Origin of the sequence: Sphingopyxis sp. Q841, from assembly GCF_052384365.1 — a bacterium.
In the GTDB taxonomy this organism is placed as follows: Bacteria; Pseudomonadota; Alphaproteobacteria; order Sphingomonadales; family Sphingomonadaceae; genus Sphingopyxis; species Sphingopyxis terrae_A.
The window spans coordinates 930,520-953,895 of record NZ_JBQSUM010000001.1; the positions used below are offsets into that span (position 1 = coordinate 930,520).

The 23,376-nt window shown below is 65.2% G+C and carries 28 protein-coding genes and 1 pseudogene; 19 read left to right on the plus strand and 10 right to left on the minus strand.

What is annotated here, in order from left to right; genetic code table 11:
* Positions 1 to 29 precede the first annotated feature (29 nt).
* The 4 genes from ACT17R_RS04640 (at position 30) to ACT17R_RS04655 (ending at position 4,089) form a co-directional block, all read left to right on the plus strand.
* Positions 30 to 533 (plus strand): thioredoxin family protein, encoded by a 504-nt coding sequence (locus tag ACT17R_RS04640; protein ID WP_444809058.1) that lies wholly within the window; start codon positions 30 to 32, stop codon positions 531 to 533.
* Positions 533 to 1,312, plus strand: a complete 780-nt coding sequence (locus tag ACT17R_RS04645; RefSeq protein WP_062900726.1) for an SDR family NAD(P)-dependent oxidoreductase — start codon at positions 533 to 535, stop codon at positions 1,310 to 1,312. The genes ACT17R_RS04640 and ACT17R_RS04645 overlap by 1 nt, the downstream gene beginning before the upstream one ends.
* Positions 1,313 to 1,424: 112 nt before the next feature.
* Positions 1,425 to 3,023: a S10 family peptidase gene (locus ACT17R_RS04650; protein ID WP_444809059.1), complete on the plus strand. Its 1,599-nt coding sequence runs from the start codon at positions 1,425 to 1,427 to the stop codon at positions 3,021 to 3,023.
* Positions 3,024 to 3,183: 160 nt separating this feature from the next.
* Positions 3,184 to 4,089 carry a DMT family transporter gene (locus ACT17R_RS04655; RefSeq protein ID WP_062900728.1) on the plus strand — a complete coding sequence of 302 codons (906 nt, stop codon included), beginning with the start codon at positions 3,184 to 3,186 and terminating at the stop codon, positions 4,087 to 4,089.
* On the opposite strand, the gene ACT17R_RS04660 is transcribed toward ACT17R_RS04655, so the two are convergent.
* The gene (locus ACT17R_RS04660; protein WP_062900729.1) at positions 4,086 to 5,042 is read right to left on the minus strand and encodes an L-threonylcarbamoyladenylate synthase; all 957 of its coding nucleotides are present in this window, start codon (positions 5,040 to 5,042) and stop codon (positions 4,086 to 4,088) included. The genes ACT17R_RS04655 and ACT17R_RS04660 overlap by 4 nt on opposite strands.
* Before the next feature lie 53 nt (positions 5,043 to 5,095).
* On the opposite strand from ACT17R_RS04660, the gene ACT17R_RS04665 reads away from it, so the two are divergent.
* From ACT17R_RS04665 to ACT17R_RS04690, 6 genes are all read left to right on the plus strand, one after another.
* On the plus strand, positions 5,096 to 6,838 hold the full coding sequence (locus ACT17R_RS04665) for an acyl-CoA dehydrogenase (RefSeq protein WP_444809060.1): 1,743 nt from the start codon (positions 5,096 to 5,098) through the stop codon (positions 6,836 to 6,838).
* 113 nt (positions 6,839 to 6,951) lie between these two features.
* Entirely contained in the window at positions 6,952 to 9,243 is a 2,292-nt protein-coding gene (locus ACT17R_RS04670; protein WP_263587714.1) for an EAL domain-containing protein, read from the plus strand.
* Between the two features lie 669 nt (positions 9,244 to 9,912).
* On the plus strand, positions 9,913 to 11,868 hold the full coding sequence (locus ACT17R_RS04675; RefSeq protein ID WP_062900732.1) for a ribonucleoside-diphosphate reductase subunit alpha: 1,956 nt from the start codon (positions 9,913 to 9,915) through the stop codon (positions 11,866 to 11,868).
* Between the two features lie 12 nt (positions 11,869 to 11,880).
* Positions 11,881 to 12,270: a hypothetical protein gene (locus ACT17R_RS04680; protein WP_062900733.1), complete on the plus strand. Its 390-nt coding sequence runs from the start codon at positions 11,881 to 11,883 to the stop codon at positions 12,268 to 12,270.
* A gap of 31 nt (positions 12,271 to 12,301) precedes the next feature.
* Complete coding sequence (locus tag ACT17R_RS04685; RefSeq protein WP_062900734.1) at positions 12,302 to 13,363, plus strand: ribonucleotide-diphosphate reductase subunit beta; 1,062 nt, start codon at positions 12,302 to 12,304, stop codon at positions 13,361 to 13,363.
* A gap of 128 nt (positions 13,364 to 13,491) precedes the next feature.
* Positions 13,492 to 13,722 carry a hypothetical protein gene (locus ACT17R_RS04690; RefSeq protein ID WP_003038743.1) on the plus strand — a complete coding sequence of 77 codons (231 nt, stop codon included), beginning with the start codon at positions 13,492 to 13,494 and terminating at the stop codon, positions 13,720 to 13,722.
* A gap of 153 nt (positions 13,723 to 13,875) precedes the next feature.
* On the opposite strand, the gene ACT17R_RS04695 is transcribed toward ACT17R_RS04690, so the two are convergent.
* Complete coding sequence (locus ACT17R_RS04695; protein ID WP_234178538.1) at positions 13,876 to 14,382, minus strand: hypothetical protein; 507 nt, start codon at positions 14,380 to 14,382, stop codon at positions 13,876 to 13,878.
* A 314-nt stretch (positions 14,383 to 14,696) separates the two neighbouring features.
* On the opposite strand from ACT17R_RS04695, the gene ACT17R_RS04700 reads away from it, so the two are divergent.
* The 5 genes from ACT17R_RS04700 (at position 14,697) to ACT17R_RS04720 (ending at position 16,886) form a co-directional block, all read left to right on the plus strand.
* Complete coding sequence (locus ACT17R_RS04700; RefSeq protein ID WP_062900737.1) at positions 14,697 to 15,266, plus strand: DUF4440 domain-containing protein; 570 nt, start codon at positions 14,697 to 14,699, stop codon at positions 15,264 to 15,266.
* Positions 15,267 to 15,386: 120 nt separating this feature from the next.
* Entirely contained in the window at positions 15,387 to 15,536 is a 150-nt protein-coding gene (locus ACT17R_RS04705; RefSeq protein WP_162928312.1) for a hypothetical protein, read from the plus strand.
* A gap of 138 nt (positions 15,537 to 15,674) precedes the next feature.
* Positions 15,675 to 16,127: a hypothetical protein gene (locus ACT17R_RS04710; protein ID WP_062900738.1), complete on the plus strand. Its 453-nt coding sequence runs from the start codon at positions 15,675 to 15,677 to the stop codon at positions 16,125 to 16,127.
* A 172-nt stretch (positions 16,128 to 16,299) separates the two neighbouring features.
* On the plus strand, positions 16,300 to 16,548 hold the full coding sequence (locus tag ACT17R_RS04715) for a YdcH family protein (protein ID WP_062900739.1): 249 nt from the start codon (positions 16,300 to 16,302) through the stop codon (positions 16,546 to 16,548).
* The gene (locus ACT17R_RS04720) at positions 16,545 to 16,886 is read left to right on the plus strand and encodes a TraR/DksA family transcriptional regulator (protein WP_263587717.1); all 342 of its coding nucleotides are present in this window, start codon (positions 16,545 to 16,547) and stop codon (positions 16,884 to 16,886) included. Before ACT17R_RS04715 ends, ACT17R_RS04720 begins: the two co-directional genes overlap by 4 nt.
* 97 nt (positions 16,887 to 16,983) lie before the next feature.
* Here ACT17R_RS04720 and ACT17R_RS04725 read toward each other — a convergent pair whose 3' ends face one another.
* On the minus strand, positions 16,984 to 17,241 hold the full coding sequence (locus tag ACT17R_RS04725; RefSeq protein ID WP_062900741.1) for a DUF2171 domain-containing protein: 258 nt from the start codon (positions 17,239 to 17,241) through the stop codon (positions 16,984 to 16,986).
* Positions 17,242 to 17,395: 154 nt separating this feature from the next.
* On the opposite strand from ACT17R_RS04725, the gene ACT17R_RS04730 reads away from it, so the two are divergent.
* A complete protein-coding gene (locus ACT17R_RS04730) occupies positions 17,396 to 18,070 on the plus strand; it encodes a hypothetical protein (RefSeq protein ID WP_186402973.1) in 675 nt (224 codons plus the stop codon).
* Here ACT17R_RS04730 and ACT17R_RS04735 read toward each other — a convergent pair.
* Together ACT17R_RS04735 and ACT17R_RS04740 are read right to left on the minus strand one after the other, a co-directional pair.
* Positions 18,067 to 18,315 (minus strand): annotated as a pseudogene (locus tag ACT17R_RS04735) (thermonuclease family protein); the annotation flags it as partial. The gene ACT17R_RS04730 and the pseudogene ACT17R_RS04735 overlap by 4 nt on opposite strands.
* A 15-nt stretch (positions 18,316 to 18,330) precedes the next feature.
* Positions 18,331 to 18,696, minus strand: a complete 366-nt coding sequence (locus ACT17R_RS04740) for a hypothetical protein (protein WP_263587719.1) — start codon at positions 18,694 to 18,696, stop codon at positions 18,331 to 18,333.
* A gap of 367 nt (positions 18,697 to 19,063) precedes the next feature.
* Here ACT17R_RS04740 and ACT17R_RS04745 point away from each other — a divergent pair, with 367 nt between their 5' ends.
* Entirely contained in the window at positions 19,064 to 19,543 is a 480-nt protein-coding gene (locus ACT17R_RS04745; RefSeq protein WP_260834172.1) for a DsrE family protein, read from the plus strand.
* A 12-nt stretch (positions 19,544 to 19,555) separates the two neighbouring features.
* On the opposite strand, the gene ACT17R_RS04750 is transcribed toward ACT17R_RS04745, so the two are convergent.
* The 5 genes from ACT17R_RS04750 to mnmA form a co-directional block, all read right to left on the minus strand.
* The gene (locus ACT17R_RS04750; protein ID WP_062900747.1) at positions 19,556 to 19,858 is read right to left on the minus strand and encodes a hypothetical protein; all 303 of its coding nucleotides are present in this window, start codon (positions 19,856 to 19,858) and stop codon (positions 19,556 to 19,558) included.
* A gap of 88 nt (positions 19,859 to 19,946) precedes the next feature.
* Positions 19,947 to 20,645 (minus strand): DsbA family oxidoreductase, encoded by a 699-nt coding sequence (locus tag ACT17R_RS04755; protein WP_186402971.1) that lies wholly within the window; start codon positions 20,643 to 20,645, stop codon positions 19,947 to 19,949.
* A gap of 34 nt (positions 20,646 to 20,679) precedes the next feature.
* A complete protein-coding gene (locus ACT17R_RS04760) occupies positions 20,680 to 20,820 on the minus strand; it encodes a hypothetical protein (RefSeq protein WP_186402970.1) in 141 nt (46 codons plus the stop codon).
* A gap of 106 nt (positions 20,821 to 20,926) precedes the next feature.
* On the minus strand, positions 20,927 to 21,343 hold the full coding sequence (locus ACT17R_RS04765) for a hypothetical protein (RefSeq protein WP_062900749.1): 417 nt from the start codon (positions 21,341 to 21,343) through the stop codon (positions 20,927 to 20,929).
* Between the two features lie 57 nt (positions 21,344 to 21,400).
* A complete protein-coding gene (gene mnmA / locus ACT17R_RS04770; RefSeq protein ID WP_412072791.1) occupies positions 21,401 to 22,543 on the minus strand; it encodes a tRNA 2-thiouridine(34) synthase MnmA in 1,143 nt (380 codons plus the stop codon).
* Between the two features lie 216 nt (positions 22,544 to 22,759).
* Here mnmA and ACT17R_RS04775 point away from each other — a divergent pair, with 216 nt between their 5' ends.
* A complete protein-coding gene (locus ACT17R_RS04775) occupies positions 22,760 to 23,071 on the plus strand; it encodes a hypothetical protein (protein WP_217372674.1) in 312 nt (103 codons plus the stop codon).
* A gap of 2 nt (positions 23,072 to 23,073) precedes the next feature.
* Positions 23,074 to 23,373 carry a CtrA inhibitor SciP gene (gene sciP / locus ACT17R_RS04780; protein WP_003038785.1) on the plus strand — a complete coding sequence of 100 codons (300 nt, stop codon included), beginning with the start codon at positions 23,074 to 23,076 and terminating at the stop codon, positions 23,371 to 23,373.
* The last annotated feature ends 3 nt before the right edge of the window (positions 23,374 to 23,376 follow it).

Genomic DNA, 23,376 nt, shown 5'->3' on the forward strand with positions numbered 1-23,376 from the left:
TTCTTCGCGCGCGCTGCTACCGTCGCGCGATGACCCGCCGCTTCGCCCTCGCGCTTGCCGCCGCGCTCGCTCTGACATCCCCTCTTTCCGCCGCAGCGGCGGCGCGCGCGATGCCCGGTTTTGCCGAACCTTACAAGACCGACGCTTTCCATCCCGACGACGATCCGATGGCCGCCATCGACGCCGCGCTCGCTGCCGCCAGAGCAGCGGGCAAGCACGTGCTGCTCGTCATGGGGACGGGCACCTGCCACGACAGCGCGTGGCTCGCCAATCTGCTCGCGACAGATCGGTTCGCCCCGGTGCGGAGCCGCTATATCGTCGTGTTCGCCGATGTCGGGATGCCGCACGCCGGCCTGGTCCGGCATCCCGAGGTTCCGGCGCGCTTCCGCTTCAAGATCAAGGGCACCCCGACCGTCGCGATCCTCGACGGCGACGGCCGCGTGCTCAACCGCAAGGCGGCGCCCAGATGGCGCAACGCCGCGAGCCGCAGCGACGACGACATCTATAACGAACTTATGGGAGAGGAAAACTGATGGCGGATATGAACCTTGGCGGTCGCACCGCGCTCGTCACCGGGGCATCGCGGGGGATCGGACGCGGCATCGCGCTGGCGCTCGCCGGGGCGGGCGCCGACGTTGCGGTCAACTACACCCGCGACGCGGACGCCGCAGCCGAAACCGTCGCGGCGATCCAGGCGCTCGGCCGCAAGGCCAAGGCCTATCAGGCGTCGGTCACCGACGAGGCGGCGAGTGCCGCGATGGTCGCTGCGATCGAGGATGATTTCGGGCCGATGTCGATCCTCATCAACAATGCCGGCATCGCCAGCCGCGGCCGGACGGTCGCCGACACCGACGCCGCCGAGGTCGAAAAACTCCTTGCCGTCCACGCGGTCGGCGCGCACCGGCTGAGCCGCCTCGCGCTGCCGCAGCTTCGCCAGCATGCGCGCAGCGACGTGATCGTCATTTCCAGCGTCGCCACGCTCCAGCACAGCGCCAACAGCGCGCCCTACACCATGGCCAAGGTCGCGGGCGAAGCGCTCGCCCTCGCGCTTGCCAAGGAAGAACTGCGGAACGGCGTGCGCGTCAATATTGTCGCTCCGGGCCTGACGATCAGCGACATGGGCGAACGACTGGCGCAGGCGATCACGGGTAATCCGGACATTCACCATCTCGACGCCAAATTCCCCTTCGGCCGCGTGTCCGATCCCTCCGACGTCGCTGCGGCGGTGCTCTGGTTCGTCAGCGATGCCAACCCCTATTGCTCGGGTCAGAAACTCAACATCGACGGCGCGGGGCAGGCGACTTTCCGATAGGCCCTTCTCGTCATTGCGAGCGGCGGAGCCACGTGGCAATCGAGAGTAGTGCAAACCACCCTGGATTGCTTCGCTCCGCTCGCAATGACGACCTAATGCAGAGATCGACCGTATGAAATTCATGGCCGCCGCCGCGCTCGCGCTCACCCTCGCCGGCTGTACCACGGCGCAGTCGCGCGAACCGCGCGCAGCCGCCGAGAGTCCCGCCCCCGACGAACCGATGTTCACCCCCACCGAGGTCGAAAGCCGCGGTTCGGTGGAGGTCGGCGGCGTCGCCATCCCCTATCGCGCCGTCGCGGGCACGCTGATCGTCCACCCCAGGGGCTGGGACGACACCGTCGCCATCGAACGCAAGCGCAACAAGGATGCAGCCGCCGAGGTTCCGGCGTCCGAAGCCTCAATGTTCTACACCGCCTATTTCAAAGAGGGCGCGCCCGCCGAAACGCGGCCGATCACCTTTCTGTTCAACGGCGGGCCCGGATCGCCGACCTTGTGGCTCCACATGGGCGCCTATGGCCCCCAGCGCGTCGAAACCCCCGATCTTGCTCATGGCAGCGCGCCCTATCGCACCGTTCCCAACGAGCACAGCCTGCTCGACGTCTCCGACCTCGTCTTTATCGATGCCCCCGGCACCGGCTTCAGCCGCGTCGCCGGCAAGGACAAGGAAAAGGCATGGTTCGGCGTCGATCAGGATATCCACGCCTTCACGGTCTTCGTCCGCGATTTCCTGTCGAAATACGGCCGCTGGAAATCGCCCAAATATCTTTACGGCGAAAGCTATGGGACGATGCGCGCCGCCGGGATGACGCTGGCGCTGCAACGGCAGGACATCGACCTCAACGGCGTGATCCTGCTTTCGGACATTTTGAACTGGGATCTCGTTCCCGACGATCCGCAAGTCAATCCGGGGGTGGACCTTCCCTATATCGTCTCGCTACCGACTTATGCCGCGACCGCCTGGTATCACAAGCGCGCGGGCGCGGGACGCGAGCTCGCGCCGTTTTTGAAAGAGGTCGAGGCCTTTGCGACCGGCGACTATGCGCTCGCGCTGCTCAAGGGCAATAACCTGCCCGATGCCGAACGACAGGCGATGGCGGCCAGGCTCCACGGATATACCGGCCTGCCGGTCGACTATCTGCTCAAGACCAATTTGCGCATCGAATATGGCGCGCTGCAAAAGGAGCTGCTCGCCGACAAGAGCGAAACCACCGGCACGCTCGACACCCGCTTCACCGGGGCAACGCTTGATCCCTTGAGCAAGACCGCATCCTACGATCCGCAGGGCAGCGCGATCGGCGCCGCCTACACCGCCGCGTTCAACGATTATGTCCGCGGCACCCTGGGCTATGGCGCAGGCAAGCATTATGAAGGCGGGCTCGATGTCTATGGCAGCTGGGATTACAGGCACCAGCCGCCCGGCGCCGGCCAGCCGCTGATCGCGCTCCCCAACGTCCTCCCCGACCTGGCGGTCGCGATGAAGCAGAATCCGAAGCTGAAGCTGCTGGTAACGGGCGGCTATTTCGACATTTCGACGCCCTATTTCGCCGGCCGCTACGAACTCGCGCACTTGCCCGTACCCAAGCAATTGCAGGCGAACATAGTCTATAAATATTACCCCTCGGGCCACATGGTTTACGTGAACCCCGCGCTGCTCGGCGAGATGCACGACGACGCCGCGGCCTTCATCCGCGGGACCGACGGGATCGATTAGAAAGCGCCGCTCGACTTATTCAGCTCGTCATTGCGAGGAGCCGAAGGCGACGCGGCAATCTCAAGCTATCGGCCTTGTACAAGGCCGATAGCTTGAGATTGCTTAGCGTCGCTCGCAATGACGATTCCAACCCATGTCATCCGGCTCTACAGCACCACCCATGCGCCCCGATTCGCCCTCGCCCGTCATCCCCTTCCTGATCGCCTGCGCGGGGATCGCGACCTTTTCGGCGATGGATGTGCTGATGAAGGGGCTGTCGATCGACATCGGCGCCTATAATGCCGTGCTCTGGCGGACCGGCGCCGGCACCCTGTTTAGCGGCCTTCTCTACCTCGCCTCTCGACCGGCCGCCTGGCCCGATACCGCGACGATGAAGATCCACGCGGTGCGCGCGCTGTTCGTCGCGGGGATGGCAATCACCTTCTTCTGGGCGCTCGCGCGGTTGCCGATGGCCGAAGCGATCGCCCTTGCCTTCGTGGCGCCGCTGATGACGCTCTACATGGCGGCGATCTTCTTGGGAGAGAAGATCGGCCCGCGATCGATCGCCGCTTCGTTGCTCGGGCTGGTCGGCGTCGTGGTCATCGTCGCGGGCAAGCTCGGACAGGGGCAATATGAGGCGGAGGCGTTGCTCGCGGTCGGTGCGGTGTTCCTGTCGGCGATCTTCTATGCCTACAACCTCATCCTCGCGCGGCGGCAGGCCAAGATGGCCGAACCGATGGAAATCGCCTTCTACCAGAATCTGTTCGTCACCCTGTTCCTCGGCCTCGGCGCGCCGTGGTTCGCATTGCCGCCGGGCAGCGCCCATGCGCCGCACATCGTCGGCGCCGCGATTCTCGCGACGATCTCGCTGCTGCTCCTGAGCTGGGCCTATGCCCGCGCCGAGGCGCAGATCCTTGCGACGACCGAATATACCGGCTTCCTCTGGGCGATGATGTTCGGCTGGTATTTCTACGCCGAACCGGTGACGCTGCCGACCATCGCCGGCGCGCTGCTGATCGTCGCCGCCTGCCTGATCGTCGCGCGCAAGACCCCGCAGCTCGATCCGATCGAGCCGGCGGCTGCCTAGACCGCCGCGCGCGCCAGCCGGTCGTTGATCGCCGCGCCCAGCCCTTCGGCCGGGATCGCCGCCACCGCGATGCGCGGCTTCGCGCTCGCCGCCCCCGCGTGCAGCGCATCGAACAGATGCGCCGCAGCCTCGGTCAGGTCGCCCGCCGCGCTCAGATTATAGTCGCCGGCCAGCGCGCCGAAGCCGATGCCATATTCGTCCGCCGCGAAGTCGTGTGCGCCCAGCCGCACGGGCTTGCCTGGCGCATAATGGCTGGCGAGCATCCCCGGCGCGACGATCTCCGGTCCCGCAACGCCCGTCACCGGCAGGCCGCTCGCCGCGCCCAGCATCGCGGCGGTCACCGGCCCCGGCCGCAGCATCTCGGCCGCGCCGTCTTTCACCCGCGCGATCGTCGATTCGACCCCGGCGCGCGTCGCGCCGTCGTCGATCACCAGCGCGACCCGGCCGTCGAGGCTCGCCAGCACATGCTCCGCCTTGGTCGGGCTCACGCGGCCGCTCGCATTGGCGCTCGGCGCGGCGAGCGGCGCGCCAGTCGCGGCGAGCAATGCCTGCATCGCGCGGTGTTCCGGCACACGCAGCGCGATGGTATCGAGCCCCGCCGTCGCGATACGCGCCACCGGACAATCGGCCGTGCGCGGCACCACCAGCGTCAGCGGCCCCGGCCAGAACGCCGCCGCGAGCGCCCGCTCGGTCGCGCCGAACACGCCCAGTCGCTCGGCCGCCGCCAAGTCGGGGACATGGACGATCAGCGGGTTGAAATCGGGGCGCCCCTTCGCGGCATAGATGCGCGCGACGGCTTGCGGGTTGCGCGCGTCGGCGGCAAGCCCATAGACGGTCTCGGTCGGCACCGCGACCGGCCGCCCTGCCGCGACAAGCTCCGCAGCGCGCGCAATGGCATCGGCCCCGTAGGGCGCGACCTTTGTTGCCACACTCTCGTTTTGACGCTCGGCCATGCCGCGCTATAGCGCCGGGCGCAACGGAATCACCCCCAAAAGCGGGAAACCCCATGACCTATACGGCGCCGACCACCGAACAGCTCTTTGTCCTCCAGCATATCGCGCGCATCGATGCGATGGCGCAGCACGACCGCTTTGCCGCGGCGACTCCCGACATGGTCGAGGCGATCGTCACCGGCATCGGCGACTTCGCGGCCGAGGTCTATGCGCCGCTCAACCGCGTCGGCGACGTCCAGAACCCGATATGGCAGGACGGCAAGGTCACGATGCCCCCGGGCTTCAAGGAAGCCTATAAGCAGTTCGTCGAGGCCGGCTGGGGCAGCATCGACGGCCCCGCCGCCTATGGCGGACAGGATCTGCCCTTCACCCTCGCGACGGTGATCATCGAAGCGCTGGGCAGCGCCGACATGGGCTTCACCCTTTGCAACATCCTGACCCCCGGCGCGATCCACGCGCTGATTGCCTATGGTACCGAGGAGCAGCGCCAGACCTGGCTGCCTAAGCTCGTCACCGGCGAATGGAACGGGACGATGAACCTGACCGAGCCTGCCGCGGGCAGCGACGTCGGCGCGCTGCGCTCGACCGCGGAAAAGGTTACCGAAGGCCCCAATGCGGGCCTCTACAAGATCAAGGGCCAGAAAATCTTCATCACCTTCGGCGAGCATGACCTCACCGACAATATCGTCCACCTCGTTCTCGCCCGCACACCCGGTGCGCCCGAAGGAACGCGCGGCATCTCGCTCTTCCTCGTGCCCAAATACCGCCTCGACGACGCCGGCAATCCTACCATCTCGAACGGCGTCCATTGCGCCTCGATCGAGCACAAGCTCGGCATCCACGGCTCGCCCACAGCGGTGATGGTCTATGGCGAAGGTGAGGATTGCCTGGGCGAGATCGTCGGCGACGAGATGGGCGGTATGAAGGCGATGTTCGTGATGATGAACAACGCGCGCCTGATGGTCGGCTGCCAGGGCGTCCAGATCGCCGAGCGCGCGACGCAGCAGGCGCAGCGCTACGCCGCCGAGCGCGTCCAGTCATCGCTCGCAGGCAGCGCCGACCGCACCCCAGTCACGATCGAGCACCACCCCGACGTCAAGCGCATGCTGTGGCGGATGCGCGCCCAGACCGAGGCGGCGCGCGCGCTCATCTATTATGCGTCGGCACAGACCGATTTCGGCAAACTCGGCGACGAAGCCGCCGCGCTGCGCGCCGAAGTCCTCATTCCGCTGGCAAAGGCGCACGCAACCGACATCGGCTGCGAGGTCGCCAGCCTCGGCGTGCAGGTGCATGGCGGCATGGGCTTCATCGAGGAAACCGGCGCCGCGCAGCATTATCGCGACGCGCGCATCGCGCCGATCTATGAAGGCACCAACGGCATCCAGGCCGCCGACCTCGTCGGGCGCAAGCTCGGGATGGCGGGCGGCGAAGGCGTGCGCAGCCTGCTCGCCGACATCACGCACGGCGCCGCCGGCCATCCCGAACTCGCCGACCTTGCCGCGGCATGCACCGCGGTCACCGACTGGCTCGAACAGGCGAACGCGCCCGACCGGCTCGCGGGCAGCTACCCCTATCTCACCATGCTCGCGACCGCGACCTGCGGCTGGCTGATGGCCGTCGAGCAGCAGGGCGCGCGCGCCGCGCTCGACGCGGGCGATAGCGATACCGCCTTCCTCGAAGCGAAAATCGCCTCGACGCGCTTTTATCTGCAACAGATCGTCCCCGCGGCAACCGGCCTCGCGCCCTCGGCGCTTGCCGGCGACGCCGCGCTGGGGCCGCTGCCGCGCCTTGGATGACGCCGGAAAAGCCGCGCCGCTTACCGCGATCGGGCGGCGCGGTTTCCCGGCATGATTAACGCGATGCTAACCAGGTTCAGTTAATGCCAACGGGTCATTTTGGAGACCCGTGCGTGCCAGTTAAGGTCAAGAGCCTTTTCATCAGTTGGCGAACGATCGCGCTGGCGCTGTTGCTCAGCGTGGCCGCGGGCCTGTCGTCGATCGCCGAACCGATCGATCGCATTATCGAAAGCGCGGTAGGCCGCGTTGCCTGGCGCCCGGTGTCGGGGGACATCGTCATCGTCGCGCTTGACGACAAGACGCTTGAGCGCATGGGAAAGAACGATTTTTCGATGGCCCAACATGCGCGGGTCGTCGATGGGGTCAATCGTGCCGGTGCGAAGCGGCTTTTCGTCGATTTCCTTTTCGATCGCCGCGGCGCGGATCGCGATTTTCCGACAATGACCGCCGCGATCCGCCGAATGGGCTCGCGAGCGGTACTCGCGGTCGAAGCCAAGTCGGCCGATCTCGGCGACTCACAGCTCACCCGCTTTCCAAGCCCCGCGTTCGGGACGGCGGCACAACTCGCCTGCATCGGCTGGGAATACGAATTCTGGCAAGTCTGGCGCTTGCCGACGGCGCTGAACGTCAACGGTCGTGACATTCCGACCTTTTCCTCGCTGCTCGCGAATGTTCGCAATCCCGGGGTCGGCACCTATGCCCTCGATCTGTCGTACAACACTGACACAATCAGGACATATAGCGCAATCGACGTCATTTCCGGACAAGTTGGCGCCCGCGAGCTGGCGGGCAAGGACGTCATCTTCGCAGCAACCGCAACCGCGTATCAGGATACCCATTACCTCCCTGGCCACGACAAGATACCCGGCGCCTTCATCCATCTGATCGGCGGCGAAACGCTGAAGCGCGGCCAGCCGATTGATATCGGCTGGATACCCGCGCTCGCGCTGACCGCCGCCGCGTTGATCGGTGCGCTTGCGTTCCGGCGAACCCGCCATTTCAACTGGATCGCCGTTGCCACCGGACTCGGCCTGATCGTCGTCAAAGTCGCGCTCATGCCGATGCTCGTTACCGTGTCGATCGGCTCCAGCCTGTTCCTGATTGCCACGATCAGCACCAACGTCGCCCGCGCCAGCCGCCGCAAATCGGCGCAGCATGAAAATCCCGTTTCGGGCTTGCCCAATTTCGAGGCGCTGCGGACACAGGCATCCTATGGCAGTGCGACCGTCATTGCGGCCAAAGTCGTCAATTTCGAAGACCTTGCGGCCTTCATCCCGGGCGAAGGGCTGAGCAAGCTCGTCGAGCAGGTCACCCGCCGGCTTCAGCTCGCGTCGCAGGACACCACCCTCTATCACGATCTCGACGGCACCTTCGCATGGCTTGTCCCCTATTATCAGCACAGCCAGATCGAAACGCAGCTCATGGGACTCGCGGCGCTGTTCAACGCGCCGCTGACCATCGACGAGTTGAAGGTCGACGTGTCGATGGCGTTCGGGGTCAATGACGAGTTCGAAGGCTCGAACGCGCAGCGGCTCGCCGCCGCGCTGGTCGCCGCCGAAAAATCGATCCGCAGCCGCGTGCTGTGGACCAAATATACGCCGCAGCAAAAGGACGATGCCGGCTGGCAGCTCAGCTTCCACTCGCAGCTCGAGGATGCACTCAACGCGGGCGACATCTGGGTCGCCTTCCAGCCGCAATACCGGATCGCGACGCGGCAGCTCGTCGGCGTCGAGGCGCTCGTGCGCTGGACGCATCCGACGCGCGGGCCGATCTCGCCCGACGAATTCATCGTTCAGGCCGAAAAGAGCCAGGACATCTATCGCCTGACCCTGTTCGTCATGGACCAGGCGATCCGTTCGGCGGCGCAGTTGCAGAAACTCGGCACTGAAATTCACATGTCGGTTAATCTGTCGGCGACCCTGCTCGATCACAAGGATCTCGTCTCGACGATCCGCGTCATGCTCAGCGCGCATCATCTGCCGCCCGAACGGCTGACCATCGAAATCACCGAAACCGCACAGATCGAAAACAGCCTCCAGGCCCGCCAGACGCTGGCGCAAATCCGCCGCGCCGGCATGCGCCTGTCGATCGACGACTATGGCACGGGGCAGTCAAACCTCGAATATCTGACCGAAATCGAGGCAGACGAAATCAAGATCGACAAGCGATTCGTGATGACCATGCGCGATTCGCAGCGCAACCTCGAAGTGGTTAAATCGACCATCGATCTCGCCCACCGCCTGGGCGCCACCGCGGTCGCCGAAGGCATCGAAGATGCGCAAACGATGGCGCTTCTCGATCAGCTTGGCTGCGATATCGGCCAGGGCTATCTGCTTGGCAAACCACAGCTAATTGGCGACCTCCTCGCCAGCCTCTCCCCCCCCTCCGACAGCCGCCGCGCCTAAGGTGCCAGATTGGCAGGGAATTTATAGTTAAGACTCGATTTACCATGTCGATTAAGGTATATGCTCCGTTAACTGTTCTTCGTGGGCAGTACCGACAGGAGATCTGACATGGGTTGGTTTTGGCGTTTCCTGGGCGGCGGCGGCACCGGCAACGGTGGTGCGCAGGCCTGACCCGCACTAGGAATTTAAAGATTGGGCCTCGGCATCGCCGGGGCCTTTTCTTTTGGAGCCAGACCCTCCTTCAGACGTACCCCAACATCTTGTGCCGGCGTTCCGTGTTTTTTGCGGCAGCGATGCTCTTTCGCCACATATGGCCGAACCCCGCGGAAACGCTGGCGATCACCCCCTGAGGCGTGCTTTTCCATCGACGAGTTGAATCAAATCAGCGACGAACCGAGTCCCTAATCTGTCATTTACTCTCTTGCATCGTCGCGCCGACGTGGCACTATAGATGGTGGGTAGACCACGGGGGCACCCCAAGAATTAGTATGCGGCCGAAAGTGGCGGATTTCCGCGCTCCATCCCATATGGGGGCGGGAAGCAGCTTTTTGCGTCCGAAAATAAGTGCCACCCGGCGGTCGAATGGTGCTAGGCTGGGGCTTCGCCCTGAGTCGAACAAGACGGGAACAGACTGCGCCGCTGCGCGGTCGGAAAACGGGGCATTGAAACATGGATTTTCGCGAGACCGAACGGGTGGAGACAAGCGACGTGGCGACGGTGGAACTGACAAAGAATGACGCTCCGGCAGCGCCCGAATCGGGTGCCGAATCAAAGGCTGCGGCACCCGCCGCAAAGCTCAACGATTCGTCGGAGCCCAAGGTGCATGCGCGCCGATTCGAGGTCGTCACTGATTCGTCGCGCGATTCGCTGCTGACCGATTTCGGCAAGGAAACCTTGCAGGACCGTTATCTGCTCCCCGGCGAATCCTATCAGGATCTCTTTGCCCGCGTCGCCTCGGCCTATGCCGATGATGCCGAGCATGCGCAGCGCCTCTACGACTATATCTCGAAGCTGTGGTTCATGCCCGCGACCCCCGTTCTTTCGAACGGCGGCACCGGCCGCGGCCTGCCGATCAGCTGCTACCTCAATTCGGTCGACGACAGCCTCGAAGGGATCGTCGGCACTTGGAACGAGAATGTCTGGCTCGCGTCGCGCGGCGGCGGCATCGGCACCTATTGGGGCGCGGTGCGCGGCATCGGTGAACCCGTGGGCCTCAACGGCAAGACCAGCGGTATCATCCCCTTCGTCCGCGTGATGGACTCGCTCACCCTCGCCATCTCGCAGGGCAGCCTTCGCCGCGGCTCGGCCGCCTGCTATCTCGACATCTCGCACCCCGAGATCGAGGAGTTCCTCGAGGTCCGCAAGCCGTCGGGCGACTTCAACCGCAAGGCGCTGAACCTCCACCACGGCGTCCTCATCACCGACGAATTCATGGAAGCGGTGCGCGACGGCAAGGAATTCAACCTCCGCTCGCCCAAGGACCAGAGCGTCCGCGGCACCGTCGACGCGCGCAGCCTGTTCCAGAAGCTCGTCGAGACGCGCCTCGCGACGGGCGAGCCCTACATCATCTTCATCGACCAGGTGAACCGCATGATGCCCAAGCATCATCGCGATCTCGGGCTCAAGGTGTCGACCTCGAACCTCTGCTCGGAAATCACGCTGCCGACGGGCCGCGACCATCTCGGCAACGATCGCACCGCGGTCTGCTGCCTCTCGTCGCTCAACCTCGAAACCTGGGACGAGTGGAACGGCGACAAGCGCTTCATCGAAGATGTCATGCGCATGCTCGACAATGTCCTCCAAGACTATATCGACCGCGCGCCGCCCGAAATGGCGCGCGCCAAATATAGCGCCAGCCGCGAACGCTCGGTCGGCCTCGGCGTCATGGGCTTCCACAGCTTCCTCCAGGCGCGCGGCCTGCCGTTCGAGGGGGCGATGGCGAAGTCGTCGAACCTGCGTATCTTCAAGCATATCCGCGCGCAGGTCGATCAGGCGTCGATGCTGCTCGCCAACGAGCGCGGCCCCTGCCCCGACGCCGCCGACCAGGGCGTGATGGAGCGTTTTTCGTGCAAGATGGCGATCGCGCCGACCGCGTCGATCAGCATCATCTGCGGCGGCACCAGCGCGTGTATCGAGCCGATCCCGGCGAACATCTACACGCATAAGACGCTCTCGGGCAGCTTCTCGATCCGCAACCCGCACCTCGAAGCCCTGCTCGTCGACAAGGCGAAGAACAGCGACAATATCTGGAACTCGATCCTCGAGCGCGGCGGCAGCGTCCAGCACCTCGACTTCCTGACGCAGGACGAAAAGGATGTGTTCAAGACGAGCTTCGAGATCGACCAGCGCTGGCTGCTCGAACTCGCCGCCGACCGCACGCCCTATATCGACCAGGCGGCGTCGCTGAACCTGTTCATCCCGGCGGACGTCGAGAAATGGGATCTGCTCATGCTCCACTACCGCGCGTGGGAACTCGGCATCAAATCGCTCTATTATCTCCGCTCGAAATCGGTCCAGCGCGCTGGCTTCGCGGGCGGGGTCGAGGCCGACAACACGCCCGAGGCGGCGAAGTTCGAGCTTTCGGCCGAGAGCACCGATTATGACGAGTGTCTGGCCTGCCAATAAGGATCTAACCCCATGAACAAGAATGCGGGTTGTACCCTCGCGGCGGTCGGAGCAGCGATCATTCTACTGCTCGTCTTCCTGATCGGCTATCCACAGTATCGCGTCTATTCGCAACGCCTGGCGGGCGAGGCGGCGCTAGCCGAGGCGCAATCCTCGCGCCAAGTCGCAATACTTGAAGCTCGCGCAAAAAAGGAAAGCGCCATCTCGCTCGCCGATGCTGAGGTTATTCGTGCCAAGGGCGCCGCTCAGGCTAACGCTATCCTGCAGAACAGCCTTGGTGGCCCCGAGGGGTATCTGCGCTACCTTCAAATTCAGGCGCTCGAAGGGACCAAGGCCAGCCTGATCTATGTTCCGACCGAGGCGGGTTTGCCCGTCACCGAGTCACGTCGTCTTGACCAATAATCACACGCCATTCTGATCCGAGGAAACGCCGATGCCATTGCTCGAAGCCCGCAAAACCTACAAGCCCTTCGAATATCCCTGGGCCTATGATTTCTGGAAGCGCCAGCAGCAGATCCACTGGATGCCCGAGGAAGTGCCGCTGGGCGAGGATTGCCGCGACTGGGCGCAGAAGATCAGCGACCATGAACGCAATCTGCTCACCCAGATCTTCCGCTTCTTCACCCAGGCCGATGTCGAGGTGCAGGATTGCTACCACGACAAGTACGGCCGCGTGTTCAAGCCGACCGAGGTCAAGATGATGCTGACCGCGTTCAGCAACATGGAAACCGTTCACATCGCCGCTTATTCGCACCTGCTCGACACGATCGGCATGCCCGAAAGCGAATATGGCATGTTCCTCGAATATGACGAGATGCGCGCCAAGCACGACTATCTCGGCACCTTCGGCGTCGACAGCGACGAGGATATTGCGCGCACGCTCGCGATGTTCGGCGGCTTTACCGAGGGGCTGCAGCTGTTCGCCAGCTTCGCGATGCTGATGAACTTCCCGCGCTTCAACAAGATGAAGGGCATGGGCCAGATCGTCAGCTGGTCGGTGCGCGACGAAAGCCTGCACTGCGAAGGCATCACGCGCCTGTTCCACGCCTTCGTCAAGGAACGCGACTGCCTGACCAAGACGGTGAAGGAAGACATCATCGATTGCTGCCAGAAGACCGTGCGGCTCGAGGATGCGTTCATCGACCTTGCCTTCGAACAGGGCCCGGTTCCCGGCATGACGCCCAAAGAGATCAAGCGCTACATCCGCTACATCGCCGACTGGCGCCTGGGACAGCTCGGTTTCCAGCCGATCTACATGATCGACGAACACCCGCTGCCCTGGCTCGCCCCGCTGCTGAACGGCGTCGAGCATGCCAATTTCTTCGAAACGCGCGCCACCGAATATTCGAAGGCCGCGACGCGCGGCGACTGGAACACCGTGTGGACCAGCTTCGACAGCCGCAAGAAGGCCAAGGCGAACGACGACCCGGCTGCCGCGAGCAGTGACGATGGCGGCGACGACATGTTCAAACAGGCCGGCATCGCCGCGGAGTAACCAACGAACCCCTCTCCTTCAGAGCCTGCCCCGGCGCAGGCCGGGGGGAAGAGCAGCGAAGCTTGCCGGCTTGACGAAGCGGGGTGGGCCACACGGCCCGAAACGATGATCGAAAAGAGAAGTCGCAAATGACCGACAAGAAAAAACTGAAATTGCTGATCCTCAGCCAGCCGCAACGCGCCTGCCTGGAGGGTCTGTCGAACCGCCGCCCCCAACTCCCCACCGACCCCGTCCGCGACGAACTCGTCGAGCTGGGTCTGGTGGCGCAACAGGGCGCGAAATGGACGCTGACCCCGACGGGCAAGAAGGTGCTGGCGGCGGGGTCGAACCGGCGGAACAAGGGCGGGTTTTCGGTTTGATCCGAAACCTGCGACGGTTATTGCGGCAGACATGACATTATAGCCGACGCAATGGCCCATGGATGCCGGATCAAGTCCGGAATGACGATGGGGAGGAAGCCAGACCGCTTAGCGTCTTCGTGTGAAATCCGAAAGGCCCGCCCCCGGCCACCCTCAATTCACCGTGACCCCGCTCGGCACCGCTTTCACCCCCGCCGCCGCGAACAGCACGCCACCGCGCACCGCTTCGGGGGAGCCTTCGAGCAGCGGCAGCTTCACCAGCTCGCGCGTTGTCTCGCTGTCGTCGTCTACGACCAGCCGCAGCGAGGCGATGCCGATGTCACTGCGTTCAACAACCACATCGCGGATTGTCGCCAGAGGCCACGACAGGCTGTTGCCGCGATAGAGGCGCATACCGTCGTGAAAGATCCAGGCGTCGCGCTGGCGCCACAGGCGGAAACAGGTCGACAGGCCGATCGCCGCGGCGATCATCGCCGTCGTCGCCACCGCATCGCCGAAGACCAGGTTCCGCAGCATCGCGCCCATGCCGTCGCCGCGCACCGGCTCCGCCTGCCCCAGCGCCAGCGCCGCCAATATCAGCGCGCAAACGATCGCCCCCGCCAGCAGCGGTTTGGGCTTCAGCCGCGCGATCACGACGATCCTTCTGTCCCCATTGCTCATCAACCGCACAAATAGGGACAGCTGCGCCCCGACGCCAGCCCCGCCAGCGCAACCCCGCCGCTTCCCGTTTCCACGCCCCCGGCCCCGTGATCCCAGGCGAAGGCCGGGGCACACAGCAACAGTCCCACCCGATCCTCCCTTTGGCGAAGCCATGGGGAGGTGGCAGCCCGCAAGGGCTGACGGAGCAGCCGCTGGCGCTGCGCGCCGTCTGCGATTCTCCATCGCTGCGCGGCAGGGGGGATCGCGTACACGCCGCTTGCGCCCCGCCGAGTCCAGCCGTATTATACAAACAACACAGCAAGGAGCTTCGACCCATGTCCCTCGCCCTTCTCCTCGCCGCCGCACTGGCGCCCGCGCCGCAGGCCCCACCTGCACCCCCGCCCGCCGTCGCTGCGCAGTCCGCGCCGATGCCGACCGGCGCCGCGCTCGACGCGGCGATTGCGGCAAACGATGCGCGGCTGTTCTGGGCGGTGTTCGAAGGCTGCGATCCCGCCGCGCTGCCCGATCTGCTCACCCCGGATTACCGGATGCTCCACGACAAGGACGGGCTGGCTATCGCCGACCGCGCCGATTTCGTCGCGGGGATGGAGAAAAATTGCGCCGCACGCGCGCCCGGCGGTGCGCAGGCGGGCTATCGCAACCGCCGCCTGCTCGTCCCCGGATCGCGCGTCATCCGCGCGCTCGGCGACTGGGGCGCACTCGAAGAGGCGGCGCATGTCTTCTTCGAATGGAATGCCAAGGACGCGCGCTGGGACATGGTCGGCGGCGCGCGCTACATGCACGTCTGGCAATGGATGCCCGCCGAAGGCCGCTTCCGCCTGTCGGAAAGCCTGAGCTACGACCACGGCGCGGCTGCCCCCTATCCCCCGACCGCGGCCGACTGATCCGTCGTTCTTCCGAATCCGGGACCGCGCGCCGCCAGCCGGTCCGCCCCGCCCGCGGGGTGAGCGGTGCGCAGGCGGGCCGCCGCCATGCTATGCTGCGCGCCTGAAAGGAGAAAGCCCATGCAACCCGTGACCGAAGGCGACCGTCGCAAGGAACTCGGCACTCTCCTCCGCCAGATCGCGGCGCATCCCGAACGCGACTGGAGCGCGGCTCGGCGGCGGATCGCGACGCTCAACAAGCTGATCGCGCGGCGGCCCACCCCCGCCTGATCGCTCCGTCGCGCGCGCCGGTCGATCCGCCGCCCGTGCGGCAACGAACGCCCGGCGCGCCGGTTTGTCGTCGGCAAGGCCGTCCATCTCCCCTTCCCCCCTCCGGGCGGCCTTGATCGGACAATAAGGAGAAACCCGATGCGCAAGACCGTTATGACGCTCGCCGCTAGTGCCGCGATCGTCGCCGTTCCCGCCGTCGCGCAGGTCGGCCTTGGCGGCGCGGCCAATGTCAACGCGGGCGCCGCACTCGATCCCGCGACCACCGTCGGCGGCGTGACCGACCGCGTCGGCCAGACGGTCGCCAGCGTCGATGGCGCCGCGAACGATGCGGTCGATTCGGCGAAGCTGACGCTCGCAACGCGCGAACAGGTGCGCGCCGGTGCACAGGTGACCGACGCCAAGGGCGCGAGCATCGGCACGGTGCAGGGTATCGACGGCGACAATGCGATCGTCGTCGACGGCGGCAAGCTCTACAATGTCCCGCTTTCGGCGCTCTACAGCCAGGCCGACAGCGTGACCGGGCCGCTGGTGACGAAGCTGCCCAAGGCCGATCTGTCGGTCCGCGCGGCGGGTGCCGCAGAAGCGCGCTGAAACGCTGTCGGCCTTTCGGGGCCACAATCGATGATCGCCGTCCCGTGGGTCGCGGGACGGCGACCGGAACGGAGCCGGGCGATGTGCCCCGGCTCCGTTTTTGACTCAGCGCAATGCACGCCGGCGCATTGGGGGTAAGATCGGCGGATTATCGAAGCAGGAGGAAGGCCCCATGTCGCATACCCCCCACGAACTGGCCGACGCATTTCCCGACGATGCCGCGGCAATCCACCGGCTCAAGGAAAGCGACGCACATTTTGCGGCGCTGGCGGAGCACTACCATGTCGTCAACCGCGCCATCCACCGCGCCGAGAGCGAAGTCGAGCCGGTGTCCGACGAACATGCCGAGGAACTGAAGCGGCAGCGGCTGGCGCTGCTCGACGAGATCGCCGCGATCATCGCGGCGGAGCAGACGACATGAGCCGCGGCGGTGACAGCTTCGCCTCGGTGCGCACCGGGCTGATCCTGCGCCTCGCCGACCTCAGAGCGCGCGGGGCGCGGGTCGCCGCCGACCTTACCGCGCCGATCAGCGCCGACGCCGAAGATGCAGCGATCGAGCGCGAGGATGACGATGCGCTGGCGAGCGAGGATGCGCTGCTGGCGCGCCAAGTCGCGGCGGTGACGGCGGCGATCGCCCGTATCGACGAAGGGAGCTACGGCATCTGCACCAGCTGCGGCAAGGATATCGGCGAGGAACGGCTCGCCGCCAAGCCCGAGGCGGCGCTCTGCATCGAATGCGCGCGCAAGCTTTCGGCCTGATGCGCACATGAAATGGCCCGCCCGGAGGCAGCTGGGCGGGCCAGTTTCGGTGCCGGGCGCCCGATTGCGTCCCGGCCATCTGTTATCGGGGTGTCGGTCAATCCGCCTCTTCGAACAAATCGGCCGCATTGGCGGCGGTCGCCGACAGGCGCACCGTATCGCCTTCGACCGCGGCGACGAGGCCGGCGGGCAGATAATGGTGCCCGGCGCCTTCGCCATCTTCGGCCTGGGGGCTGTCGGCCTTGGTCAGCTTGATGCGTTCGCCATCGACATGATCAACGGTACCGACATGGACGCCGTCGGCGCCGATGACGGCCATATGTTCCTTGATAGCGCTATGATCGTGTTCGGCCATGGTTCTTCTCCTTGCCGCGCCGTCGCCAGCTGATCCGGCGGCCGCGACGGGGATGATACGCATGGGGCGCCGAGTCGGGTCCATCGGCTTGGACGAAGCGCTCCGAAACCGCGCCGGCTTTCCAAGCGGCGACACGCGGGCTAGCCTGGCCGCCATGCGCTTCCCCCTTCTCCTCGCTGTTTTCGCCTGCCTCGCCACGCCGCTTCCCGCCGCCGCCTGCTCGCCCGCGCCAGGCTATGCGGTGCCGACCAACATGGAACTGACCGCCGAAGCCGAGTTGGTCCTCCTCGCCACCGTCACCGGCGGCACCCCGATGGACGCGGCCGGCGCCCCCGACAACATGCGCCTCGACATCCGGCCGATCGCGGCGCTCAAGGGCAATCTTGCCGACGCGCCGAAGACGCTTCCGATCGCGCTCGCCACCGGCCGCTTCGCCACGCTCAGCAATCCCTACGAGCTCCAGCACGCCCATCCGCTCGCCTATATCGGCGGCTGCGTCCGCTACATGGTGCCGCTCGGCTCGCGCCTGCTTTTCTTCCTTGACCGCCACGATGGAGAATGGGGGCCGGCGGGCGGCCCCTTCTCGCGCTGGGCCGAAGATGTGCCCGGCGACGACGCGCCGTGGCTTACCGCGGTGCGCTTTTACCTCGAGGTGATGGCGCTGCCTGAAGCCGAGCGCGCGGCGGCGCTGACCGATCGCCGCGATACGCTGCGCGCGCGCCGCGACGACCCCGTCGCGCAATTGCTGGCCGACGATCTCGACGCGCAGCTTGCAGGACCGAACAAGCCGCTGCGCGAGGCCTTACCCCCTGCGCCCGGCGGCGACTAGCACCACGGGCGCCGATACCCTTCCCACGGCCGCGCCAGCCCCGCATCGATGAGCACGCTGCCCACGCTCACCCCGTCGCGGGTGGCGATGCGCAGCTTGCGCCCGTAACGATCGCTGTCGCGTCCGTTTTCTTCGAGCCGGAAGGCCCCGGAATTGAGCCAATCGCGCAGCCGCTCGGTCGCCTGCGTCCCCAAACGCGCCTCCTGCGCGCAACGCGGCGGATGCGTCTCCGGGGTGTCGATGTCGGCGAGGCGGTATTTCTAGCCCTCGAACCAGAAGGTGTCGCCATCGACGACGCAATTGCGCCCGCCTCCGGTATGACAAAATCCGAAATGCGCCGAATGCGGTTCCGGCGCGGCAGTGGGCCATGACAGCTCGGCGTGGGCCGGCGCGGATGCCTGCATCTGCAAGCCGCCAAAGTTCCCGCAAAGGCTCCGGCTGCCGCCACCAGCACCCACATCCCCCCAGATCGGCGGGCGCGGATACGGCGACGACACGAAGCGGAACGGATATCTGTCGGGTGCGGCATGCAGGCGAATTTGCCAGCGCAGGCATACCAAAGTAATGACGAGTGCGGTCCGAACCGCCAGCGACGACCGGCAGACGCCGCCACTGCGGCGCCACATTGATCAGGATCAATGCCGCCGCGCCGCCGCTCATTCATGTCAGGGCTTCCGAACCACCAAGGAGCCCCAGACATGACCGATCCCTTGACCCAAACCCCCGTTCTTCTTTTCGCGCTGATGATGGTGAGCTTCATCGTCGTCGTCGGCGGCCTCGCGACGGCGGATATGATGCGCAAACGGCGCGATTGACGGGCTCGCGGGCTGGTGCAGCCTGAAGCGGAACGGTAGGCTGCGCCATCAATCCCGATCCGAGAGGAACCTCACGATGTCACCGTCCCGCCCGCTCGCGCTTGCCTTCGCTGTTGCCGGCCTTGCCCTTCTGTCGCCGTTGCATGCCGCTGATATGGGTAAGGCGTCGCCCGACCCGATGGCATCTTTTCATAGCGGTACGGCCATCCCGGCGTTCGGCAAGGTCGCAAGTGTCACCGACGCCGATATGCGCATTCCCGCCGGAACCGAATTTCACATCGCGTTCGACGTTGCCACGGCGAAAGAGGCGACACTCAATCGCACGCTGGAATCGGCCGCCCGCTTTCTCAACATGCAGGTCGAAGCCGGGGTACTGGCGGAACGCATCCATCTCGCAATTGTCGTGCATGGCCCCGCAACCTTCGATGTGGCGGGCGCCGAAGCCTATGGGCGTAAGTATCCCAGCGCAGAAAATCCCAACGCCGCGCTTGTCGATGCCCTGATCAAGGCCGGTGTCCGTATTATCGTGTGCGGCCAAAGCGCGGCGGGACAGGGCGTCAAAAAGACCGATCTGCTCCCGGGCGTCGAACTGGCATTATCGGCGATGACCGCCCACGCGCTGCTTCAGCAGCAGGGCTATACGCTCAATCCCTTTTAGTACCGCCGATATTCAGGGAGCGCCGCGCGGTTCGTCGTCTTCTACCCCGCCCGGTCCCAATTCGTCATCCTCGTCATCGTCGCTGCGTTCGCCGCGATAGGCGTCCATGTCGATGCGGCCCGATCGTTCCATCTGCCGCATATGATCGACCAGATCCTGCGCGTCGTCGCCCTCGTCGCGCGCGGGCACTTTCCGGCTGTCTTCGAGGGGACGCGCCTGCCGCGCCGCCGCGGCGACAGTTTGCGCCTGTGCGGGTTCGTCATCCTGTTCGCGGTTGACCATTTCGGGGGCATCTTCGTCGGGGGAAGCGGGCATCGAACCATCTCCTTGATTGCGCCTATCGGCCCCAATAGCCTGTGCGGCGGGAATGGATCGAAAACGCCCGTGCGGCGGGGACAGTTCCTCAGGCGGCGCTCGCCAGAACCTTGTTTTCGATGACCCGAATGAAGGCTTCGGGATCCTGTGCACCAGGGATCAGCATGCGGCCGCCAAGGATGAAGGCCGGAACGCCGGTGACATTATTGTCTGCCCAATAAGCCTCTTCCATCCGCACCATCTCGGCATAGTCGTCGCCGTCCAGAATCGCGGCGGCGCGAGCCGCGTCGAGTCCGACCGAGGCCGCGACATCGATCAGGACGGCGGGATCGCCGACGTCGCGATTGTCGGTGAAATGGGCGCGGAACAGCGCGAGTTTCAGCGCGGTCTGAACGCCGGTCGCTGCCGCCTGATCGGACTCTTCCAACGCTCCGGCCCAGGTGAGCAAACGATGCGCATCGAAGCTGTTGCGCATCCGAAAACCCGGCCCCCGATTGAATGCAAAGCCGAGGTCGGCCGCAATCGCCGCCAGTCGCCCGCTATTGGCCCGGCTCTGTGCTTGGGTAATCCCGTATTTCCGGATGACGTGTTCGACCGCGTCTTCGCCCTCGGGGGGCATGTGCGGATTGAGTTCGAAAGGGTGCCATTGGACACGGAAGGCCAACCGTCCCTCAAAATGCGCCATGACCTTCTGAAACTTCAGCCAGCCGATAATGCACCAGGGGCACATCACGTCGGACACGATATCAACGCTGAGGCGCGGCAATTCTGTTCGGGTCACGGTCATTCTCCTGAACCGTGCCGCCAGCCTGCCCGATCGGTCAGCCCCCGGTACGGCGTTCCTTGCCCGACCGCCGGTCGCCCTGACGGCGCTCGGGGCCATTGTAGTCGGGATCGTCCGCGACGCGCCGATCGCTCTGGCGCCGGTCCGAACGGTCCCGCTTGTCGTCATCGGATGTCATGTGCGGCCCCTTTCACACAGGAAACAGAAGCGCGACCCGATATTAATTTACGCATAAACCGGCCCGCAACACAACAGGACCGAATTTCTCGTTACCGATCAGCTCATTATGACGAAATCTCGACCCCCGAAGCCGCAGCCGAGGCGCGCGAGAGCATATAATAGGCCGTGATCATCAGGCCGACCGACAAGGCTTCGATAATCATCGCCTGCACGATGCCGCCATTGACCATGTCGCCGCTCGCCACCCCGATCAGGCGGCCGACTAGCGCAGTGCCGTAAAGCGCAGCGGGAACCAGCAGCGCGCGCGACCAGCCGCGCAGCAGCCCCCCGAGCGCCGCGCCACCGGCGGCCACGAGGAAAAAGGCCGACATGTCGGCACGCACCGTGTTCGCGGCGACGCCATCGGCAATGATTCCGAAGGTTTCGGTAAAGCTGGCAGGGTTCAACACGCCGCGAATGCCGACGATGAAAAAGAGCAGCGCCCAGAGCAGGACCGCGCCGCGCAACACCCAATTGACCATGATCGTCTCTCCCCTTGCTTAGCGCCGAAGCTGCGGCATCGGGACAGAAAGTGCAATCTATTCCGTCGGCTCGGCCGCGAAGCTTTCCTCTATCCAGCCGCCGCCGAGTACGCGCGTGGGTTCGGCTGCATCATAGAGCACCGCCGCCTGGCCGGGCGCAACGCCATATTCGGGCGCGGCGAAGACCAGCCGGTCGCCGTTCATCTGCGCCGGCACGGGCTTCGCCATGCTGCGCACCTTTGCCAGAACCGGGCGACGATCGACCTCGGCAAGCCAGTTCGCTTCGCCGATCCGCGCGCCTGCGACGGCCAGCGCGCGGCGCGGCCCCACGATGACGCGCTTTGTCGCCGCATCGAGGCGTATGACATAAAGCGGTTCGGTCTGCCCGCCGATGTCGATGCCGCGGCGTTGGCCGACCGTATAATGGATAAGCCCCTTGTGTGCGCCCAGCACCGTGCCGTCGATATGCACGATCTCGCCGCGATCTTCCGCCTCCGGACGCAGCTTGCGCACCAGCGTCGCATAGTCGCCGTCGGGGACGAAACAGATATCCTGGCTGTCGGGTTTGCCCGCGACGCCAAGGCCGAGATCTCGGGCGATTTCGCGCACCACGCTCTTTTCGAGCCCGCCGAGCGGGAAACGCAGAAAGTCGAGCTGCTCCTGCGTGGTGGCGAAGAGGAAATAGCTTTGGTCGCGGGCGGGATCGACCGCCCGGTGCAGCTCGGCTCCGGCCGACCCCATGATGCGGCGGACATAATGGCCGGTCGCAAGGCAATCGGCACCCAGATCTCGCGCGAGCTGGAAAAGATCGGTGAATTTCACACCCATGTTGCAACGGACGCACGGGATCGGAGTCCGGCCCGCGAGATATTCGTCGGCGAACTGATCGATCACCGTATCGCGGAAGCGGCTTTCATGGTCGTGGACATAATGGGCGAAGCCAAGCCGGTCGGCGACCGCGCGGGCGTCACGAATATCCTGCCCCGCGCAGCAAGCCCCGACGCGCTTGGCCTTGGCGCCATGGTCGTAAAGTTGCAGCGTCACGCCGATCACCTCGGCGCCCGACCGCGCGGCAAGCGCGGCGACGACGCTCGAATCGACTCCGCCCGACATCGCGACCATGATTCGCCGATCCTTTAACGGACCGGCGAGCTGGAAGTCGGCCTGGGCGAGGCCCGCGGGTGAAATTACGGTTGCCATGATGCGCGCCATCTAGGGAGCGATCAGGCAAAATGCCAGCTTTTCCGCGGCGGGTGTCAAGATATTGACGCGAGTTAAGCTTCGCTAACAAGCGATGAAATGGGCATTTACTGGACCTTAGGCCGCACGCGCTAGACAGGCAGCATGAACTTGCTTCCCTCCGACCTTCCGCATCCAGCCGATGCGACGAGCCTGTCGAAGCCCGGCTTCGACATTTTGCTCGCGGTGTCGCGGGCGCGGCAGGCAGCGCTTCCGACCGTTCGCTTGCTGCGCGAGCGCGAGACCGACGAATCGCATGCCGCAGCGGTCGGCGCGGTGCGCGAAATGCTGGGCGGCGGGGTGCAGGCACTGGACGACGGAATGCTTCGTCCCGCGCGCTTCTTCGACTTGTCCGACGAAGCGAACGGGCTGCCCGAAACTGTGAACAGCGCGTTTACCAGAGGGTTTCAGCCGATGTTGAACCCCTCTTCTATAAAAGCACGGACGTCGGCTTTGCCGATCCCCCACGACGAAGATTTTATGGAATGAGCATGATCGAGAATCAGAAAATCCGGCCCGCCCAGGTCATCGGCCCCCTTGGGGAACCGCTGACGCTGGACAGTCTGCCGCCTGCGAACACCACGCGCTGGGTCGTTCGCCGCAAGGCGGAAGTGGTTGCAGCCGTCAATGGCGGCCTGTTGACCGTGGACGAAGCGTGCGAGCGCTATTCGCTGACGCTCGAGGAGTTTGCCGGCTGGCAGCGGTCGATCGACCGCAGCGGCATGCCGGGCCTGCGCGTCACGCGTATCCAGCACTACCGCGATCTTTACGAGCGCCAGCAGCGCTTCTGATCG

Coding starts and splice junctions, on each gene's coding strand:
- ACT17R_RS04660 (WP_062900729.1), bottom strand. CDS start 5,042: ATGGCCGAGCGTCAAAACGAGAGTGTGGCAACAAAGGTCGCGCCCTAC.
- ACT17R_RS04765 (WP_062900749.1), bottom strand. CDS start 21,343: ATGGTCAATTGGGTGTTGCGCGGCGCGGTCCTGCTCTGGGCGCTGCTC.
- ACT17R_RS04745 (WP_260834172.1), top strand. CDS start 19,064: ATGGCATCTTTTCATAGCGGTACGGCCATCCCGGCGTTCGGCAAGGTC.
- ACT17R_RS04710 (WP_062900738.1), top strand. CDS start 15,675: ATGCGCAAGACCGTTATGACGCTCGCCGCTAGTGCCGCGATCGTCGCC.
- ACT17R_RS04755 (WP_186402971.1), bottom strand. CDS start 20,645: ATGACCGTGACCCGAACAGAATTGCCGCGCCTCAGCGTTGATATCGTG.
- ACT17R_RS04675 (WP_062900732.1), top strand. CDS start 9,913: ATGGATTTTCGCGAGACCGAACGGGTGGAGACAAGCGACGTGGCGACG.
- ACT17R_RS04700 (WP_062900737.1), top strand. CDS start 14,697: ATGTCCCTCGCCCTTCTCCTCGCCGCCGCACTGGCGCCCGCGCCGCAG.
- ACT17R_RS04715 (WP_062900739.1), top strand. CDS start 16,300: ATGTCGCATACCCCCCACGAACTGGCCGACGCATTTCCCGACGATGCC.
- ACT17R_RS04650 (WP_444809059.1), top strand. CDS start 1,425: ATGAAATTCATGGCCGCCGCCGCGCTCGCGCTCACCCTCGCCGGCTGT.
- ACT17R_RS04705 (WP_162928312.1), top strand. CDS start 15,387: ATGCAACCCGTGACCGAAGGCGACCGTCGCAAGGAACTCGGCACTCTC.
- ACT17R_RS04720 (WP_263587717.1), top strand. CDS start 16,545: ATGAGCCGCGGCGGTGACAGCTTCGCCTCGGTGCGCACCGGGCTGATC.
- ACT17R_RS04695 (WP_234178538.1), bottom strand. CDS start 14,382: ATGAGCAATGGGGACAGAAGGATCGTCGTGATCGCGCGGCTGAAGCCC.
- ACT17R_RS04740 (WP_263587719.1), bottom strand. CDS start 18,696: ATGTGGCGCCGCAGTGGCGGCGTCTGCCGGTCGTCGCTGGCGGTTCGG.
- mnmA (WP_412072791.1), bottom strand. CDS start 22,543: ATGGCAACCGTAATTTCACCCGCGGGCCTCGCCCAGGCCGACTTCCAG.
- ACT17R_RS04685 (WP_062900734.1), top strand. CDS start 12,302: ATGCCATTGCTCGAAGCCCGCAAAACCTACAAGCCCTTCGAATATCCC.
- ACT17R_RS04665 (WP_444809060.1), top strand. CDS start 5,096: ATGACCTATACGGCGCCGACCACCGAACAGCTCTTTGTCCTCCAGCAT.
- ACT17R_RS04725 (WP_062900741.1), bottom strand. CDS start 17,241: ATGGCCGAACACGATCATAGCGCTATCAAGGAACATATGGCCGTCATC.
- ACT17R_RS04655 (WP_062900728.1), top strand. CDS start 3,184: ATGCGCCCCGATTCGCCCTCGCCCGTCATCCCCTTCCTGATCGCCTGC.
- ACT17R_RS04680 (WP_062900733.1), top strand. CDS start 11,881: ATGAACAAGAATGCGGGTTGTACCCTCGCGGCGGTCGGAGCAGCGATC.
- ACT17R_RS04690 (WP_003038743.1), top strand. CDS start 13,492: ATGACCGACAAGAAAAAACTGAAATTGCTGATCCTCAGCCAGCCGCAA.
- sciP (WP_003038785.1), top strand. CDS start 23,074: ATGATCGAGAATCAGAAAATCCGGCCCGCCCAGGTCATCGGCCCCCTT.
- ACT17R_RS04750 (WP_062900747.1), bottom strand. CDS start 19,858: ATGCCCGCTTCCCCCGACGAAGATGCCCCCGAAATGGTCAACCGCGAA.
- ACT17R_RS04640 (WP_444809058.1), top strand. CDS start 30: ATGACCCGCCGCTTCGCCCTCGCGCTTGCCGCCGCGCTCGCTCTGACA.
- ACT17R_RS04760 (WP_186402970.1), bottom strand. CDS start 20,820: ATGACATCCGATGACGACAAGCGGGACCGTTCGGACCGGCGCCAGAGC.
- ACT17R_RS04645 (WP_062900726.1), top strand. CDS start 533: ATGGCGGATATGAACCTTGGCGGTCGCACCGCGCTCGTCACCGGGGCA.
- ACT17R_RS04730 (WP_186402973.1), top strand. CDS start 17,396: ATGCGCTTCCCCCTTCTCCTCGCTGTTTTCGCCTGCCTCGCCACGCCG.